At 72.2% G+C, this 16,111-nt stretch carries 17 protein-coding genes; 5 read left to right on the forward strand and 12 right to left on the reverse strand.

Annotated elements, in window-relative coordinates; all coding sequences use genetic code 11:
• The 4 genes from ACIBK9_RS02195 to ACIBK9_RS02210 form a co-directional block, all read right to left on the reverse strand.
• Window positions 1-378 (reverse strand): hypothetical protein, encoded by a 378-nt coding sequence (locus ACIBK9_RS02195; RefSeq protein WP_358290119.1) that lies wholly within the window; start codon window positions 376-378, stop codon window positions 1-3.
• Window positions 379-548: 170 nt separating this feature from the next.
• Entirely contained in the window at window positions 549-1,043 is a 495-nt protein-coding gene (locus ACIBK9_RS02200; RefSeq protein WP_397154519.1) for a GNAT family N-acetyltransferase, read from the reverse strand.
• A 22-nt stretch (window positions 1,044-1,065) separates the two neighbouring features.
• Window positions 1,066-1,425 (reverse strand): MmcQ/YjbR family DNA-binding protein, encoded by a 360-nt coding sequence (locus ACIBK9_RS02205; RefSeq protein ID WP_364327188.1) that lies wholly within the window; start codon window positions 1,423-1,425, stop codon window positions 1,066-1,068.
• Between the two features lie 40 nt (window positions 1,426-1,465).
• Window positions 1,466-1,885, reverse strand: a complete 420-nt coding sequence (locus ACIBK9_RS02210) for a VOC family protein (protein ID WP_397154522.1) — start codon at window positions 1,883-1,885, stop codon at window positions 1,466-1,468.
• Window positions 1,886-2,039: 154 nt separating this feature from the next.
• Here ACIBK9_RS02210 and ACIBK9_RS02215 point away from each other — a divergent pair, with 154 nt between their 5' ends.
• The 3 genes from ACIBK9_RS02215 to ACIBK9_RS02225 are packed head-to-tail and all read left to right on the forward strand — an operon-like array spanning window position 2,040 to window position 4,306.
• Window positions 2,040-2,462 carry a hypothetical protein gene (locus ACIBK9_RS02215; RefSeq protein ID WP_397154524.1) on the forward strand — a complete coding sequence of 141 codons (423 nt, stop codon included), beginning with the start codon at window positions 2,040-2,042 and terminating at the stop codon, window positions 2,460-2,462.
• 32 nt (window positions 2,463-2,494) lie between these two features.
• Window positions 2,495-3,322: a hypothetical protein gene (locus ACIBK9_RS02220; RefSeq protein WP_397154526.1), complete on the forward strand. Its 828-nt coding sequence runs from the start codon at window positions 2,495-2,497 to the stop codon at window positions 3,320-3,322.
• A gap of 30 nt (window positions 3,323-3,352) precedes the next feature.
• On the forward strand, window positions 3,353-4,306 hold the full coding sequence (locus tag ACIBK9_RS02225; protein WP_397154528.1) for a helix-turn-helix domain-containing protein: 954 nt from the start codon (window positions 3,353-3,355) through the stop codon (window positions 4,304-4,306).
• A gap of 35 nt (window positions 4,307-4,341) precedes the next feature.
• Here the strand turns inward: ACIBK9_RS02225 and ACIBK9_RS02230 are convergent, their stop codons facing one another.
• The 5 genes from ACIBK9_RS02230 to ACIBK9_RS02250 form a co-directional block, all read right to left on the reverse strand.
• Window positions 4,342-8,094 (reverse strand): S8 family serine peptidase, encoded by a 3,753-nt coding sequence (locus ACIBK9_RS02230; protein ID WP_397154530.1) that lies wholly within the window; start codon window positions 8,092-8,094, stop codon window positions 4,342-4,344.
• A 145-nt stretch (window positions 8,095-8,239) separates the two neighbouring features.
• Complete coding sequence (locus ACIBK9_RS02235; RefSeq protein ID WP_397154532.1) at window positions 8,240-9,157, reverse strand: RNA polymerase sigma-70 factor; 918 nt, start codon at window positions 9,155-9,157, stop codon at window positions 8,240-8,242.
• A complete protein-coding gene (locus ACIBK9_RS02240; protein ID WP_397154534.1) occupies window positions 9,154-10,365 on the reverse strand; it encodes an NAD(P)/FAD-dependent oxidoreductase in 1,212 nt (403 codons plus the stop codon). Before ACIBK9_RS02240 ends, ACIBK9_RS02235 begins: the two co-directional genes overlap by 4 nt.
• A 131-nt stretch (window positions 10,366-10,496) precedes the next feature.
• A complete protein-coding gene (locus ACIBK9_RS02245) occupies window positions 10,497-11,012 on the reverse strand; it encodes a DUF3368 domain-containing protein (RefSeq protein ID WP_397154536.1) in 516 nt (171 codons plus the stop codon).
• Window positions 11,013-11,038: 26 nt separating this feature from the next.
• Window positions 11,039-12,136, reverse strand: a complete 1,098-nt coding sequence (locus tag ACIBK9_RS02250) for a helix-turn-helix domain-containing protein (protein WP_397154538.1) — start codon at window positions 12,134-12,136, stop codon at window positions 11,039-11,041.
• Window positions 12,137-12,247: 111 nt separating this feature from the next.
• Here ACIBK9_RS02250 and ACIBK9_RS02255 point away from each other — a divergent pair, with 111 nt between their 5' ends.
• Entirely contained in the window at window positions 12,248-12,898 is a 651-nt protein-coding gene (locus ACIBK9_RS02255) for a hypothetical protein (protein ID WP_397154540.1), read from the forward strand.
• Here the strand turns inward: ACIBK9_RS02255 and ACIBK9_RS02260 are convergent.
• The 3 genes from ACIBK9_RS02260 to ACIBK9_RS02270 are packed head-to-tail and all read right to left on the reverse strand — an operon-like array spanning window position 12,895 to window position 15,423.
• The gene (locus tag ACIBK9_RS02260) at window positions 12,895-14,088 is read right to left on the reverse strand and encodes an MFS transporter (protein WP_397154541.1); all 1,194 of its coding nucleotides are present in this window, start codon (window positions 14,086-14,088) and stop codon (window positions 12,895-12,897) included. The genes ACIBK9_RS02255 and ACIBK9_RS02260 overlap by 4 nt on opposite strands.
• The gene (locus ACIBK9_RS02265; protein WP_397154542.1) at window positions 14,085-14,444 is read right to left on the reverse strand and encodes a thioredoxin family protein; all 360 of its coding nucleotides are present in this window, start codon (window positions 14,442-14,444) and stop codon (window positions 14,085-14,087) included. The genes ACIBK9_RS02260 and ACIBK9_RS02265 overlap by 4 nt, the downstream gene beginning before the upstream one ends.
• A gap of 25 nt (window positions 14,445-14,469) precedes the next feature.
• Window positions 14,470-15,423, reverse strand: a complete 954-nt coding sequence (locus ACIBK9_RS02270; protein WP_397154543.1) for an NAD(P)/FAD-dependent oxidoreductase — start codon at window positions 15,421-15,423, stop codon at window positions 14,470-14,472.
• A 93-nt stretch (window positions 15,424-15,516) separates the two neighbouring features.
• Between ACIBK9_RS02270 and ACIBK9_RS02275 the strand changes: the two genes are divergently transcribed.
• Window positions 15,517-16,110, forward strand: coding sequence for a helix-turn-helix domain-containing protein (locus tag ACIBK9_RS02275; protein ID WP_397154544.1), 594 nt, complete (start codon window positions 15,517-15,519; stop codon window positions 16,108-16,110).
• Window position 16,111 lies beyond the last annotated feature (1 nt).

The raw sequence follows: 16,111 nt of genomic DNA on the forward strand, positions 1-16,111 counted from the left end.
TTAGACAATTTCGTCCAGCAGGCCGTCCAGCATGCGGTCAGCGGGGGCGGCGACGTCGCCCGCGTAGTCGTCCAGGACGGCGAGCGCGTCGTGCACGTTCGGCAGGCTTCGGCGCGGCAGCTCCAGCAGCGGCTCGCCCTCCGCGGTGATCCCGCCCGCCACGTGGAAGGCGTCGCCGGAGACGGTGAGGGACACCTCGAAGCGCACCTCGCGGCCGTCGGGGAGGACGAAGTCGGCGCCGGTGCGCACCCCCGAGGGCGGGACGAAACAGGAGAAGGGACGGCTGCGCACGAAGGGGTGGCGTAAGCCGGCGAGGATCTCGGCCGCCCTGCTCAGGGCCGCCAGCAGCCCGGCCGCGGCCCGGCTCTCGCTGTCCACCCGAAAAAGGGTAGTTCACCCCGCCACCACGTGACCAGCGCACCCGATCACCCGGCCCTCCCGGGCCCTCCGGCCGCCGGGCCCTCCGCAGTGGGATCAGCCGGTCACCAAACCCCTCCCCGATGCGAGCGTCGCCCCGGGCCCTCCGCGGCGGGAGCAGGCCGGGCGGGTCAGTCGGTGGCGAGGCGGGCGTGGCGCTCGACGTCGAGGCGCACGCCCTCGTGGCGGAGCTTGCCGCGCTCGACGCCCTCCGCCCGGAACCCCGCCTTGGTCGCCACCCGGCACGACGCCGGGTTGTCGGTGCGGTGCCCCAGCTCCAGCCGGAAGAGCCCGCGCTCGCCGAACGCCCACCGGGCCAGTTCCTCGGTGGCCGCGGTCGCGATCCCGAGCCCCCGGTGCGCGGGCAGGACCCAGTAGGACACCCACCCGTTGTCGTGGGCGTCGATCCCGGCCACGGCCACGTTGCCGACCACCGCGCCGCCCTCGACGGTCACTGCGAACGCGTGCCCGACGCCCGTCCAGGACGTGATCCAGCCCACCGCGTCCTTGAGCGTGACGACGGGGAAGGACGACTGGCGGCGCAGATCGGGCGTACGGAACGCGCGCAGCACGGCCGGGGCGTCGTCCTCGCGCCACTCGCGAAGCCGGATGTCGACGGGGGTCACGCTGCCCGAGACTACCGCCGGCTCACGAGGGCGCGATCTGGTGCTCCGCCTCGAACGCGCTGACCAGCGGCCGGGGCGCGGTCAGGCACCACGCCTCGGCCATCAGCTCGAACAGCTCGTCGATGTCGATCTTGCCGAGGTGGACGACGACCCACCCGAAGCGCCCGGCGGTGAACTGCACCTCGAACACCTCGGGCCGCTCGGCCACCAGCGCGAGCTGCTCCTCGATCGTGGCCTTGACCCCGACGGTCTCGGTCTTCTCCCACAGGTAGCCGAAGCCCTTGCCGTGGACCTTGAAACCGACCCACTCCGCGCTGGGATGCTCGGTCACCTCCGGCAGCCCGCGCACCAGATCGAGGAACTCGTCGACGCTCACACCCATGCCGACCTGTCTACCAAACCCGACCGACAACTCCGCCCGCTCAGCGGTAGTAGCGGACCTCGATGACGTTGCGGTCCGGGTCGGGGAAGAAGATGGTCTCGGGGGCGATGCCCTGGGCGCCGAAGGAGTTGGAGCCGGTGCCGGTGACCTCGACCCCGTGGTCCTTCAGCCGCACCTTGAGCGCCTCGAAGTCCTCTCTGCTCACCGACAGGCAGAAGTGGTTGATCTGGTGTCCGGCGCTGCCCGTCACCCCCGTGCCCTCCTCCACGCCCTTCGACACGTCCTGCGCCATCAGGTCGATGATCGTCTCCTCGGCGATCCGTACACTCGGGAACCCCGCTTTGCCCTCGCGGAACTCCTCCCCCCGGACCCCTGGCAGGCCCACCACCTGCTCGTAGAAACGCAGGGCGGCAAGCTGGTCGGAGACCCAGAGAACGAGATGGTCCAGACGCGCATCCATGTAATAGATCCTCCATTCCCGTCCAATATCCGTTGCGCGCATGCCGCTGTCCAATTGAGGGCTCCCGGGACGGACGATCGTCCCCTGATCGAAAGACGGGATTCACGCGGGGTTCCCCTGTCCCGGCGGGGGCCGATCCGTCATGATTTCTCCCATGACGGTGACCGTGCGGACCGAGCCGATGCCCTTCGTCGTACGGGCCGCCAGGTTTCTCATGACGCTCCAGGTGGCGTTCGGGCTGGTGGCAGTCGTCTCCCTGGGCGCCGCGGCGTTGTCCGTCCTCGCCCCCGGCCCGCTGCTGCTGGTCGCGTGGGAGGCGGCGATCCTCGGGCTGACCGGCTGGCTGTTGGGCCGGTTCGGCAGGCGCGCCATGTGGGTGCGCTGGGCGGTCGTCGCCCTGGAGGTGCTCGTCGTCACCGACTACGTGGTGCTGCGGCTGATGGACTCCGGCGGCCTCGACCCGGTGCGGCTGCTCGTCGCGAACGCCCTCGGGCCGGTGCCCGTCGTCGCCCTGCTGCTCCTGCCGCCGTCCTGGCGCTGGTTCTCGCGGCAGAAGCGGACGGATGCCCCCTCTTGACAGGAATGGGCGAAGATCGTCCATGATCGGGCATGAACGCGTTGATCCGGGCGGCCCTCGTGGGGGCCGTCGTGGGCCTGGCACAGGCCGTCATCGCCTTCCACGGCCCTGAGGACGCCGCGGGCAACCTGCTGCTGATGTTGTTCGCGCCCCTTCCGGCCGGGATGTTGCTCTCCTGGTACGCCATGTTGCGGAACTGGTGGCTCGTGGCGCTGCTGGGGCAGTTCGCCCTGGTCGCGCTGTACGTCGGCCTGACCATGACCGCCCCCGTCTCCGTCCTCGTCGGATTCGGCTCCTGGCGGGTCGGCCTGATCACCATGGCCGCCGGAGCCTGCGGCTACGCCGTGGGAGCGGGCCTCGCCCTGCCGCTCGCCACGCCGCTGCGCGTCTCGGCGGTCGGCGTGGCCGCGTCCCTGTTCCTGGCGGCCTGGTCGAACCAGGACGTGATCGCCCTCGCCGCCCAGGCGCAGGGCATGACCGCCCGGGACACCACGAACGTCGTGCCCGACTTGCCCGGTTTCCGGCTGACCCAGGCGAAGATCTACGGCCCGGAACTCTCCCTGTGGTACGAGCGCGCCACCGCCACCGTCTTCGTCGACGTCCTGTCGGAGACCATGTCCCCGGAGCAGGCCTGCGACGACGTAGTGGATCCCCAGGAGGACATGACCTGCGTGGAGGCCGCGCCGGACCTGTGGATCCTGAGGACCGACCACGGCAGCACCGTGTACACCGCCTACGAGAACACCCTGGTGCGGCTCTCCAGCAGGGCCGTGCCCGAGAAGCAGTTGCTCGCCGCCGCGCGCGCCCTGCGGCCCGTCGGCCTCTGGGAGCTGGCCGCGCCCGCGTACGAGCGACCGTGATGCTGCCAGGCAGCCGGAAAGTGATGAAAGATGCTGGATAGGCTGGGGTTCAGCGACGAGGAGGAGGTCGTCTACCTGGAGCTCCTGCGCCGCCGCCGGGTGACGATCCCCGACGTGGGCGAGGCGCTGGACCTGCCGGTGACGGCCGTGACGGCGGCCGTGACGCGGCTCGTCGCGCTCGGTCTGGCCAGCCGCGACAACACCGGGTTGTACATGGCCGTGCCCCCCGACGTGGGCCTCGGCACGCTGATCGCCGAGCGCCAGGCCGCGTTGCAGCAGGTGCAGGGCAGGCTGGCCGAGCTGGTGGAGGTCTACCGCACGGGCGCGGCCTCGCCCGCGGGCGAGATCGAGGCGCTCACCACGCCGGAACAGCTCGCCACCTGGCTCGGCAACCTGGAACGCGGCGCCCGCCGGGAGGTGCTGGCCTTCTTCCGGCCCCCGTACGTGCTCGACGTCAACCTCGACGACTCCACCAACGCCCTGGCCACCTACCGCTACGTGTACGAACGCGCCGCGCTGGACGACCCCAGGGCCCCGGCCGAGATCGCCAGGTTCCTGAAGGGCGGCTACGAGATCAGGATCGCCGCCGAGCTGCCCAGCAAGATGATCATCGTGGACCGGGAGGTCGTGCTCCTGCCCGTCCTGCCCGACCAGACGAGCGTGGAACCGGGCTTCCTCCTGGTCAGGGGGCAGTCCCTGGTCCATCTTCTGGTGGAGTTGTTCGAGCGGGTGTGGCAGGCGGCGACCCCGCTGCGGCTCACCGCCACGAGCGTGACCGAAGGGGTCGCGGCCTGGGACGACACCGATGTCACGCTGATGACGTACCTGCTGTCCGGGATGCCGGACAAGACGGTCGCCAGCCGGCTCGGCACCAGCGAGCGCACCGTCCAGCGCCGGATCCGGCGGCTGATGAAGCTGGCCGGGACCGACAGCCGCATGCAGCTGGCCTGGTACGCGGCCCGGTCCGGCATGATCCCGCCGTGAGGGGCGCCCCCGCCGGGGACGCCCCTCACCTGGAACTATCGGCTTAGCTGGTACGCGCGGGTCACGATCTGCTCGACGGTGCCGCCGTCGGCGTCGGTGGCCTGCACGCGCAGCGACACGAACCCGCCGGGCTTGGCCGGGTTCCTGATCGTGCCGGTGAAGGCCCGCTCACCGGCCCCGGCGAGCCGTACCGGCTGCCAGGTGGCGCCGTCGTCGGCGGAGGTCCACAGGGCGGCCCGGGTGATGCGCGGCCCCGCCAGGCCCTTCGGGTAGCGCAGGCCGAGGCCGACGCGGGTGGGGGCGTTCGCGTGGGCGCTGTTGGTCTCGTCCACGTCGAGGTCGTAGTCGATCGACAGGACCGGCAGCAGGTCCTGGGCGGCCACCTGCTGCGAGTGGAACGTCCAGTCGGTGCGCACCTTGGTGGAGGTCGTCCAGAAAGGTGCGTTCCGCTGCACGTCGGTCACCACGCGGTACCGGGCGCGCTCCGGCACCACCGGGAAGGCGACGGCCGCCGACGGCGCGGAGCCCAGCAGCTCGCCGTCGCGGTAGACCGTCGACTGCTCCTTGTCGGCGGAGGCGCGGAACAGGTACGTCTGGCCGGGCGCGGTGTCGAACAGCCCGCCCGCGAAGAGCACGCCGATCGCGCCCTCGCGGACCGCCGACTTGTCCACCGCGGCCGGCAGCGCCGTGCGGACCACCGCCTTGTTCCAGTCGCGCGACACCCGCTGACCGGCCTTGAGCACGGACGGCGCGGTCTGCTGCCACGCCTGGCCGCCCTCCCAGACCGAGCCCACCTGCATCGACTCGAAGGTCCGCAGGTCGGCCGTGACGTACTCGGTGAGGGGCCGCGGGATGACCATCCGGGTGAAGACCTGGTAGGCCGTGCCCTGCATCGGCGAGACCAGCGCCCGGGCGTACCCGGCCTCCGTGTCCGGCGCCGAGGCGTGGAACGACGACTGCACGGTGGCCAGCTCGCCGTCGCGCACCTTGTACCGCTGGTCCGCCGGGACGCCGCCGTTGCGGTACTTGACCAGCTCGTAGGCGTACGGGCTCACCGCCGTGCCCGAGAGCCGGACCTGAAGCCTGCCCTTGGCCGCCGCCGCGGCCAGCCGGGCGCCCTGCTCACCCGCGAGCGTCATCGCCGGGATCCTGGTCGGCGACGTGCTCCAGTTGTCGGCGCCCCAGTTGTCGGGCTTGTCGTTGTAGATGATGACCGCGCCCGCTCCCGCGGCGGCCGCGTTGTCGACCTGCTGCTGCGGCGTGAGCTCGGCGCTGCGCTTGACCAGCGCGAGCCGTCCCCGGACCGGCTGCCCCACGTAGTCCTCGGGACGCCCGCTCCCGGCGTCCGCGGCCCGCAGGACCTGGGCGCCGTCGATGCGCGCGGAGCCGGCCCGGCCCCGGAAGTAGGCCGGCTCGATCGGCTCGGCCCCGGCGCCGAGGACCTGGGCCTTCAGCTCCGGCGCGGTGAGCGACCAGGCGACCCGGGACTCGAAGCGGCTGCTCGTGCCCTGGGACGGGACGGAGTACACCTTCGTCTCGCCGTTCATCCACTGTTCGAGGCCGTAGGCGCTGGTGCCGGCCGCGCTCTGGACCGACAGGCCGAGCCGGACCCTGTCCGTCTGGTTCGGCTTCGGGGTGTCCATGGTGACCTGTCCGGCCTTGGCGCCGTCGAAGGTGATGGTCCGGTCGGAGTCGATGACCGCGCCCGGCTCGGCGCCGTAGGTGTACTCCCAGACCCGGTTCCCGTCGGCGGCGTAGTGGAAGATCTCCGCCATGAAGGCGTGCTCGCCCCGGGGCAGCCGGACCTTGGCGGTGCCGTCCGCGCCGATCAGGTAGCTGTCCGGAAGGGCCAGCCTGTCGAGGTTGATGTCGTGCACGACGGCGGCGCCGGTGGTCGGCTTGCCGTCCCGGTCGAGCACCTTGAGGGTGACGTCGAAGCGCTCCACGTCCCGGACGAAGCCGACGGCCGTGGTCACGACCGTCTGGCCGTCGGCGGTGGTCGCGGTGACGTGCGCGCCGTGCGCCCCCGCCGGCACGGCCGAGGTGTTGACGGTGACGGCCGCCGACGCGGTGCCGTGCGCCGGCACGGTCACCGTCTGGGCGCCCAGGGTCAGCGCCGTGGCCGGCAGGTCCTCGCCCGCGCCCTTGGCGGCGAGCGTCAGGGTGACGGGCTGGTCGCCGTCGTTGACGTACTCGATCTGCTTGGTGGCCGGCTCTCCGGCGTCCCAGTCGGCGAGCCTGAAGTCGATCACGCCGGAGCCCGAGACGGGCTGGCGTACGGCGCGGCTCACGTCCACGCGGCCGGCGCCCTGGCTGTGCACGGGGGTGCCGGCCGTCGTCCGCGCCGTGCTGACGAGCTGGTTCTTCAGCCTCGCGGCGGTCCAGTCGGGGTGCCGCTGCGCGAGGATGGCGGCGGCGCCCGCCACGTGCGGCGTGGCCATAGACGTGCCGCTCGCCGTGGTGTACGAGCCGTCCACCGGCGTGCCCATCGAGGTGCCCGCGGCGCGGGCGGCCACGATCTTGAAGCCGGGAGCGGTGATCTCCGGCTTGAGCGCCCCGTCGCCGCCGCGGGGCCCTCGGCTGGAGAAGTCGGTGATCGCGTCGGCCGAGTCGACCGCGCCGACGGTGAGCGCCGCCTCGGCCACGCCGGGCGAGCCCACCGTGGTCGTCCCAGGGCCGCTGTTGCCCGCGGCGATGGTGAACAGCACGCCCGTCTCGGCGGTCAGCTCGTTGACCGCCACGGCCATCGGATCGGTGCCGTCGGCGCCCTCCTGGCCGCCCAGGCTCATCGAGACGACCTTCGCGCCCGAGTGCGCCGCCCAGTTCATCCCGTCGAGGATCCACGACTCCATGCCGGCGCCCTCGTCGGCCAGCACCTTGCCCACGATCAGCCGGGCGCCGGGCGCCACGCCCTTGTACTTGCCGCCCGAGCCCGCGCCGCTGCCCGCGATCGTGGAGGCGACGTGCGTGCCGTGCCCGTGGCCGTCCTTCGCCGTCTCGCCGGGGACGAAGCTGCGGCTCTCGGCGATCCGGTCGGCCAGGTCGGGGTGCTCGGCGTCCACGCCGGTGTCCAGGACGGCGACCTTGACGCCGGTCCCGTCGTAACCGGCGGCCCATGCCTCGGGGGCGCCGATCTGCGGCACGCTCTTGTCGAGCAGCGTCTTGACCTTGCCATCCAGCCAGAGCTTCTCGATGCCGCCGGAGAGCCGGGCCTTGGGCGTTCCCGCCTTGGCGGTGTCGTCGTCCACGGCCTCCCAGAACGCGCCGCCGCGCTTCTTGTCCGCGGCGACGGCCGCTCCCCGGATGCCGGGCAGGGACCGGGTGAGCCGGCCGCCGTCGGGCGGAGCGGCCTTGGCCAAGCCCTTGCCGGTGTAGCGGACGATGGTCGGGATCGACTCGCTGTGGGCGTCGTCGTACCCCTGGGCGATGAGCTGGGTGACGTTGAACAGCCGCTTGTCCACCTGGCCCGAGGCGACCAGCGGCGCGGCCTCGTTCGGCAGCACGTACACGTCGCCGCCGACCGTGTAGGTGCGCAGGGCGCCGGCCGACCGTTCGCCGGGGGTGACGGTGACCGAGACGGGACGGCCGGCCTGGCTGGCCACGGTGACCTCGTCCCCGGTGATGAGGGTGACCCGCGCGGTGGTGACCGACGACGCCGGGACGCCGGTGACTCCGGCGACTCCCGCGGCGGGGGCCGTCGCGTCACCGTGGGCGCTTCCGGTGCCGGCCGCGACGAGCGTGGCGGCGAGGGCGGCGCTGAGCAGCGCCGCTCTACGACTGAATGGCATGGCGGTGGCTCTCTTTCTACCGGTTGGGGGGTTGCGCAACCGGCAGAACAAAGTTTCGCCAGAAAGGGACGTACACACCATGACTAGGGCATGGCGGACAACCGACATGTCAGGTCGTCGCCACCGGCCGGGTCAGCACCGGTTGTCAAGGCGTGAGGTCGCGGGCGGTCCCGCCCGCGACGGCCCCCAGCTTGTCGGGGTTGGCGACGTTGTGGACGGCGGTGATGTGCCCGTCGGCGTCGAAGTCGAAGGTCACGGTGGCGACGACCTTGCCCTGACCGCGGAACACCACGCCGGGGCCGCCGTTGATCTCGGCGAGCTCGGCCCGCATGTCGCCCGGCTCGACGCCCTGGTAGGAGACCGTGCCGATCGCGGCGAACCACGCGGCCACCGTCTTCGCGCCCACGACCGGACGCAGCGCCTGGCGCACCTTCCCGCCCCCGTCGGTCCACAGGGTGACGTCAGGGGACAGCAGTTCCATGAGCGTGTTGATGTCGCCGCCGGTCGCGGCGGCCAGGAAGCGCCGCGTGACGTCCCGCTGCCGCGTCCGGTCCGCCGTGAAGCGCGGCCGCCGGGCCTGTACGTGCTCCCGCGCCCGATGCGCGACCTGGCGCACCGCCGCCTCGGAACGCTCCACCGCCTCGGCGATCTCGGCGTGGCTGAAGCCGAAGACCTCCTTGAGCACGAACACCGCGCGTTCGAGCGGGCTCAGGGTCTCCAGGACCACCAGCATCGCCGTCGAGACCGAATCTGCGCCCGCGACGTCGTCGGCGGTGTCGCCGCTGGTCAGGATCGGCTCCGGCAACCACGGCCCCACGTACGTCTCGCGCTGGTACTGCGTGGACCGCAGCCGCTGCAGGGCCACGTTCGACACGATCCGCGCCAGGTACGCCTTCGGATCCGCCACCTGCGAACGGTCGTCGGCCGACCACCTGATCCAGGCGTCCTGGACCGCGTCCTCGGCGTCGGCCGCCGAGCCGAGCACGCGGTAGGCCACCGAGAACAGCAGCTTGCGATGCTCGTCGAAGACCTGCTGGTCCTGCTCCGGGTACGCGCGGCTCATCGCCCGGCGCCGATCCGGGTGAACCGGCCGCCACGCGGCCAGAGCGCGCCGGAGACCGGCATCTTCTTCATGCGGAGGTACGTCGGCCAGGGTGCTGCGGTCACCGTCTCCTTATACCGTGCGGCCGTGCGACCGGTGAGATACACCCGGCGCGGGCTGTCGTCGGGGTGGGTGAACTGCACGACCCCGTCGTTGCGGCCGAGGCTCACCGGGGTGTGGTAGTAGCCGAAGCGGAACGGCTTGAGCCGCCGGCCGTCCAGGGCGCGCAGGATCGACACCGCGGCGTGCACGCCGGTCGGCATGCCGCTCTGGCAGGTGCCGTGCATGACGCCGTAACCCTGGCGGATCGCGGCGGCGTCGCCGAGGGCGTACACGTCCGGGTGCGAGACCGAGCGCAGGAAGGCGTCGGTGACGATCCGGCCGCGGTCGTCCACGGTGAGCCCGGCGGCCGCCGCCAGCGGCGAGACCCGCGTGCCGCTCGTCCACAGCACGACGTCGGCGGCGACGCTCTCCGCGTCCGGTCCGCACACCACCTCGACCGACCCGGGCAGCACCTTCGTGACCTCGACGCCGCTGCGCACCCGGACGCCCAGCCGGGCCAGCGCCTTCCTGACGTACTCCCTCGGCCCCGCCGCCATGGCCGCGCCGGGCTCCTGCCTGCCGAGCAGCACGACGTCCAGCTCGGGGTGGCGCTCGGCGATCTCGGCGGCCGACTCGACGCCGGTCAGCCCGCTGCCGCAGACGGCCACCGTGCCCCTGCCCAGGCGGCCCAGCCGGGCGGCCAGCGCCTCGGCGTCCGGCACGCTGTCCAGCGTGTACGCGTGCTCCTCCACCCCCGGCACCGTCACCGTGTCGGCCACGCTGCCCAGCCCGTACACGAGGGTGTCGTAGTGCAGGACCTGGTCGTCGTCGATCCGCACGCTCCTGGCCCGCACGTCCACGGCGGTCACCCAGCCGCGCACGAACCGGGCCCCGGTGCCCTCCAGCAGCTCAGGGATGCGCATCTCGGCGACCTGCTGCCCGCTCGCCACGACGTGCATCCGCAACCGCTCGGTGAACCGCTCCCGCGGATTGACCAGGGTCACCCGGACGTCCGCCCGCCCCTTGGTCCGCGCCGCGAGCTGAATGGCCGCCGCCATCCCCGCGTACCCCGCCCCCAGCACCAGGACGTGGTGCGGAGCCTTGCCGTTCTCGCGCTGTGTGGTCATCGCCGTGCCCTTTCCTACGGTGCGTCTGACCACGTGATGCAAGACCCCGCCCCATCCGTGACACGCCCTTGCTGTGATCCGCGCCACAGTCCGGCGACAGGCCTCTTACGACTTGGCGCCGCCAGAACGGGTCAGGCCCGGCCGTTACGCCGGATGTAGGACCCGAACGTCGAGCCGCTGCAGGGCAGACGCATTCCCGTCGCGATCAGAGCGTCCACGAGGTTCCCCGCGGCGACCTCGTTGAGCTTGCCGTCCTGGGTGGCGCGGGCGAGCAGCCACAAGGTGCCGTGCACGTCCAGGCCGTGCGCCCTCCCCACGGTCACGGCCTCGCGATCGTCCGTGACGGCAATGCCCCGGGCCAGCTCCGCCGCGGAGAAGACGCTGGCCTCGCCGAGATTGCGCTCAGCAGACCCGATCCGCTGCGCCCACTTCATGAAGCACCTGAGCTCCTCCAGCGAGTCGAGCCGCGCCAGCCCCAGCCAGTCGGCGTCCAGCACCGTCCGAAGGAGGGGATGCTCTTCCATGCCCGCGCGGATCTCTTCCCGGACGACATGGGTGGTCAGGCACGCGGTGCCGGCCAGGAGATCGCGCAACACGTCGAGGCGCTCGGCGCGGGCGAAATGGTTCAGGCACATCGCGTCGAACACCAGGGCGGGCTCCGGGCCAGGGTCGCTCACAGCTCGCAATCCGTGTCCTCGCGCACCGGCAGGTCGCCTGCCACGATCTGGCCGCGCATGAGCTCGACCGCACGGGACTCCGTGATGAGCGATCTCTTGAACGCCTCCAGCACAGCATGCGCGAAGCTCGGGGGCACTCGCACCGTTTCCAGGTCGGGCTGCGGCGCCCAACCGACCGCTTCCATCAGCTCCGCCCGGGTGGGGTTCCTCCGGCGCATCTCTTTGGCGACACCTCTGGTGACGGCTCCGGCCTCCACCGCCTGCCGTACGGTCAAAGACCAGGACGCCCTGAACCGGGCTGCGAGAACCACCAGATCCTCACGCCTCGCTCCCCCGTCCGTACGGGCCGCCGCGCGGAACGCTTCGACCGGAAGCAGAAGTTCGGCGGCGAACGCGTCAATGATCGCTTCCCTGTCGTCACGGGAGGCGTGGACGCCGATGTCGGTCGAGTATTCGTCTCCGACGATCAGATGCCCCAGCTCATGGGCCGCGGTCGCGCGCCGGCGGCCGGGATCGCCGTGCTTGCTGACGACCGCCACGGCCACGTCGCCCTCGATCAGTGACGCGCCTTCACCCGGCACTTCGACGACCGCGACCAACTGCCCGAGCCGTTCGCACACGCTCATGAGTGAATCGATGGGTTCGGCCCTGTGCCCCAGACGCTCTCGCACCCACAGGGCCGCACGGCGGGCAGCCGCAATATCCTGAACCGGCTCCGGGCAGCGCCTTGTTTCAGGAGGACTGAACACTCCCAGGTTTACAAGCTGCCGAATGTCGGCCAGCCACGTGGAGAGCGCCACCTCCAATCGATGCGACTGCCGTGACGCGTCGGTCACCGTGTCATCGGCCAACTCCGCGCGCCGGGACACCACCAGTGGGGTCGGATCCAGGAAATAGCTCAGGGGAACCCGGAGAACCGCCGACAATCTGGCCAGTTCGAGCGCGTCGACCCGGCGGACGCCTCTCTCGATCTTCGCGATCATCGTCCGGTCGAGCTTCAGCTCCGAGGCCAGCTCCTCCTGGGACATGTCGGCGGCCATGCGGCACTCGCGTACGCGCTCACCGATGTCCAGCCACTCTCCCGGCTCCTTCATAGTGCGATAATCGCACACACACAGATGGGGACGCGAGGCCGGAAAGTCGAATCCCGGCAATCATCGCTCCAATAAACATTCATCCGCCTATTCGCACTTACGCCCGATTACATGACCCTCTCGGCGAACGAAGTCGCCTGCGGCGGCATCCAACTGTTCATGATCGGCGTGACGCTCTCCCTGCTGCTGGCCCTGTCCCCGGCGGCCGTGACCGAGATTCCGAAGAACTTCCTGCTCACCGAGCGCGAGGCGCGCGTGCCGCTGAGCCCGGACGACGCCGCCGAGCAGGGATACAAGATCATCGACAGCCTCGCCGCGCCCTTCGGGTTGAACCCGTGCCGGCATCGGCGGGCCGTCGACCGGGGCCGCACTGCCGCCCGCACGATCACCTACTGGAGCAGCGCGCCCAGCAACTCGGCCGAGCAGCTCGTCCTCTACAAGAGCCCGCGGGCCGCCCGTGCCGCGCTCGCCGGCCTGCGCGCCGAGGCCGGGCGGTGCGCGCGCAAGGGTGACCCGTCGATGCCCTCGATCAAGGTCCAGTGGCGGACGACCAAGGTGAAGGCGGGGGACGAGGCCGTGGGCATGGGCTACCGGACCCGGCAGGACGGCAACGTGGACCGGACGGTCACGGGGGTCGTCGCGCGCCGGGGCAGCGCGCTGATCATCTACCGGACCGACGAGGGCGACTACGACCCCGGCCGGCTCACCAAGAACGCCAGGAAGATGGCCGCCAAGGTCTGCGGCCTGCCCGGCGTCTGCTAACCCGCCCGGCGCGACGACAACCGGTCCAGCAGGACGGGGACGACCGTGAGCGCGGCCAGCCCCGCGCCGATCCACGGGACGGCGGCGACCCCCGCCCCCGCGTCCAGCACGACGGCGGCCGGCACCGGCACCAGGCTGATGCCCAGCTGGAAGGCCGAGACCGTGGTGGCCCCGGCGAGCGCCGGCGCCCCCGACGCGATGGCGAACACGCGCCCGTAGATGGCCGGGTTCAGCACGAACCCGGCGACGCCGAGCAGCAGCACCAGCGGCACGACGGCCGCGACATGCCGCCCGAGCACCGCCAGCAGCACGGAGCAGGCCGCGATCCCGAGCGCCCCCGCCAGCAGGGCGTGGGTGGGCAGCCGGTCGGCGATGCGGCCCCCGACCGACAGCCCGGCGAAGGCCCCCACGCCGAACAGCGTCAGGATCACCGGCACCCACACCCCGGGCACGCCCGTGACCTGCGTCAGGAACGCCGCCAGGTAGTTGTAGGAGATCATGTAGGCCGCGGTGCTCAGCAGGGTGACGGCGTACACGATCCACAGCTGCGGCCGGCGCATCGTGCGGAGCTCGCCGCGGACGCTCGCCTGCCCGTGCCCGCCGGTGGCGGGCAGCGCCACGAGCGTCAGGACGGCGCCGGCGACGGTGAGCACGGTCACGGCCCAGAACCCGCCGCGCCACCCGGTGAAGTAGCTGATCATCGCTCCGGCCGGCCCGCCGGCGATCATCGCCAGGCTCAGCCCGCTGACGACCACCCCGGACGCGCGGGCGGTGCGGTCCGCCGGGACCAGCCCGATCGCGGTGACCGCCGCCACCGCCCAGAACCCCGCGTACGCCAGACCGGAGAGAAAGCGCGTGACCAGCAGCACCGGATGGCTGTCGGCGAGGATGCCGATCGCCACGCAGGCGGCGAAGGCCGCCTGGGCGACCACCAGCGTCGTCCGGCGCGGCCAGCGGAGGGTCATGACGGCCAGCGGCGGCCCGCCGATCACGACCCCCGCCGCGAACGCCGAGATCAGCCCGCCGGCGGAGGCCAGCGTGATCCGCAGGTCCGCGGCGACCGCCGGCAGCACCCCGGCGAGCAGGAACTCCGCGCTGCCCATCGAGAACAGGCTGAAGGACAGCAGGTAGACCCCCAGCGGTAACCTGCCGCGGGCGACCGCCGCCCCTCCGGTGGCCGTGGCGCTCATCGGTCCGCCCCCGCCGCGCGCAGGGCCGAGGCGAGGTATTCGTCCAGGACGTGCCGGGGAGCGGCTCCCGTCCAGGAACCGGCGGGCCGGCCGCCGGCGTACACCACGAAGGCGGGGACGGCGGTGATGCCGTGCCGGGCGGCCAGGCCGGGCTGGTCGTCCAGGTCGGCCCGGACGACGTCCACCTCGCCCGCGCGGTCGGCCGCCAGGCTCTCCACGATCGGGGTGACCATCTGGCACGGACGGCACCAGGCCGCCCAGAACTGGATCAGGACCGGACGTTCCGCCTGGAGGACGCGTTCGGTGAAGTTCTGCTCGGTGACGCTGCGCACCGAGCCGGGAACATGCGCGGGCATGACGAAGTCTCCTTGCGTGCGGGGGCTAGCGAGCCAGGACGGACGTCGCGCGGCGCCGCTCGACGGCGTCCCGCACCTCTTCGTCCACCAGGTCGGCGTTGACGGCGGACGCGGCGGCCGAACCCATCCCCGCCGCCGTGACGACCTGCGCGCGCGGGTCGACGACGTTGCCCGCCGCCCAGACGCCGGGCACGCTGGTCCGTCCCGTCCGGTCGGTGACGACCCAGCCGGCGTCGTCCTTGTCGCAGCCCAGACGGGTGAGCACCTGGTCCTGCGGCGCCATGCGCGGGAACAGGAACACGGCGGCGCGCGGCAGCACCCGCCCGTCGGCGAGCTCGACGCCGCGCAGCCGTCCGTCCTGGACGACGAGGTGGTCGATCGGGCCCTCGACGATGCGCACGCCGCGGGCCTCCAGCCGGTCGCGGTCCTCCGGCGTCAGGTCGAGGGTGTGGGTGAGGAGGACGACGTCGTCGCTCCACTGGCGCAGCAGCAGGGCCTGGTGGACCGCGCCCGGATGCGTGCCGAGCACCCCCAGCGGCTGGTCGCCGACCTCGTGGCCGTGGCAGTAGGGGCAGTGCAGGACGTCCTTGCCCCACCGCTCGCGCACGCCGGGGATGGCGGGCAGCTCGTCGTACAGGCCGGTGGCGACCAGCAGGCGGCGGGCGCCGAGCACCGGGCCGCCCTCCAGCCGCACCGCGAAGCCCGGTTCGACCTCCTCCACACGCCCCCGGACGAACCGCACGCCGTACCGCTCTATCTCGGCCCGGCCGAGCTCCAGCAGGGTCGCGGGCGGCAGGCCGTCGCGGGACAGGAAGCCGTGCATGTGCGCGGCCGGGGCGTTGCGCGGCGCGCCCGCGTCGACCACGACCACCTTGCGGCGCGCGCGCCCGAGGAGCAGGGCCGCGCTCAGTCCGGCCGCCCCCGCGCCGACCACCACCACGTCGTACTCGGTGTTCTTGCTGTTCATCGCCGTAGTCATGGCGATCACCTCCAGCCCCGATGGTGCGATCCGGCACGCGGGGATGACAACTTCTGTTGCCATTTCTGGGAAATCGGAGGTGGAATGGACCCCATGGAGCAGCAATCGCGGATCGACGCCACGCTGGCCCAGGTCGGCGCCCGGCTCAGACACCTCCGCACCCAGCGCGGCGTGACCCTGTCGGCCCTGGCCGAGGCCACCGGCATCTCCAAGAGCACGCTCTCGCGCCTGGAGTCGGGGCAGCGCCGGCCCAGCCTGGAGCTGCTGCTGCCGATCGCGGAGGCGCACCAGGTGCCGCTGGACGAGCTGGTCGGCGCGCCGGAGGTCGGCGACCCGCGCGTCCGGCTCAAGCCGGTGGTCCGCAACGGCCGGACCGTGCTGCCCCTGACCGCCCAGCCCGGCCCGCTACAGGCGTGGAAGTCGGTCATCCCCGCCGACCAGAACCAGCCGCAGCCCGTCACGCACGAGGGTTATGAGTGGATGTACGTGCTCTCGGGACGCGTCCGCCTGATCGTGGGCGACCACGACCTGGTCATGGGGCCCGGCGAGGCCGCCGAGTTCGACACCCACCTGCCCCACTGGTTCGGCCCCGCGGGCGATCATCCGGTGGAGGTGCTCAACCTGTTCGGACGGCAGGGCGAACGCATGCACATGCGCGCCCAGCCCCGCCCCCGGCAGCCGTCCTAGA

Source organism: Nonomuraea sp. NPDC050227, assembly GCF_044459705.1.
Classification (GTDB): Bacteria; Actinomycetota; Actinomycetes; order Streptosporangiales; family Streptosporangiaceae; genus Nonomuraea.

Bases quoted from the DNA above. Each gene is read 5' to 3' on its own strand.
- ACIBK9_RS02210 (WP_397154522.1), bottom strand. From the start codon at position 1,885: ATGGATGCGCGTCTGGACCATCTCGTTCTCTGGGTCTCCGACCAGCTT.
- ACIBK9_RS02235 (WP_397154532.1), bottom strand. From the start codon at position 9,157: ATGAGCCGCGCGTACCCGGAGCAGGACCAGCAGGTCTTCGACGAGCAT.
- ACIBK9_RS02255 (WP_397154540.1), top strand. From the start codon at position 12,248: ATGACCCTCTCGGCGAACGAAGTCGCCTGCGGCGGCATCCAACTGTTC.
- ACIBK9_RS02215 (WP_397154524.1), top strand. From the start codon at position 2,040: ATGACGGTGACCGTGCGGACCGAGCCGATGCCCTTCGTCGTACGGGCC.
- ACIBK9_RS02275 (WP_397154544.1), top strand. From the start codon at position 15,517: ATGGAGCAGCAATCGCGGATCGACGCCACGCTGGCCCAGGTCGGCGCC.
- ACIBK9_RS02270 (WP_397154543.1), bottom strand. From the start codon at position 15,423: ATGACTACGGCGATGAACAGCAAGAACACCGAGTACGACGTGGTGGTG.
- ACIBK9_RS02230 (WP_397154530.1), bottom strand. From the start codon at position 8,094: ATGCCATTCAGTCGTAGAGCGGCGCTGCTCAGCGCCGCCCTCGCCGCC.
- ACIBK9_RS02240 (WP_397154534.1), bottom strand. From the start codon at position 10,365: ATGACCACACAGCGCGAGAACGGCAAGGCTCCGCACCACGTCCTGGTG.
- ACIBK9_RS02260 (WP_397154541.1), bottom strand. From the start codon at position 14,088: ATGAGCGCCACGGCCACCGGAGGGGCGGCGGTCGCCCGCGGCAGGTTA.
- ACIBK9_RS02205 (WP_364327188.1), bottom strand. From the start codon at position 1,425: ATGGGTGTGAGCGTCGACGAGTTCCTCGATCTGGTGCGCGGGCTGCCG.
- ACIBK9_RS02265 (WP_397154542.1), bottom strand. From the start codon at position 14,444: ATGCCCGCGCATGTTCCCGGCTCGGTGCGCAGCGTCACCGAGCAGAAC.
- ACIBK9_RS02225 (WP_397154528.1), top strand. From the start codon at position 3,353: ATGCTGGATAGGCTGGGGTTCAGCGACGAGGAGGAGGTCGTCTACCTG.
- ACIBK9_RS02250 (WP_397154538.1), bottom strand. From the start codon at position 12,136: ATGAAGGAGCCGGGAGAGTGGCTGGACATCGGTGAGCGCGTACGCGAG.
- ACIBK9_RS02220 (WP_397154526.1), top strand. From the start codon at position 2,495: ATGAACGCGTTGATCCGGGCGGCCCTCGTGGGGGCCGTCGTGGGCCTG.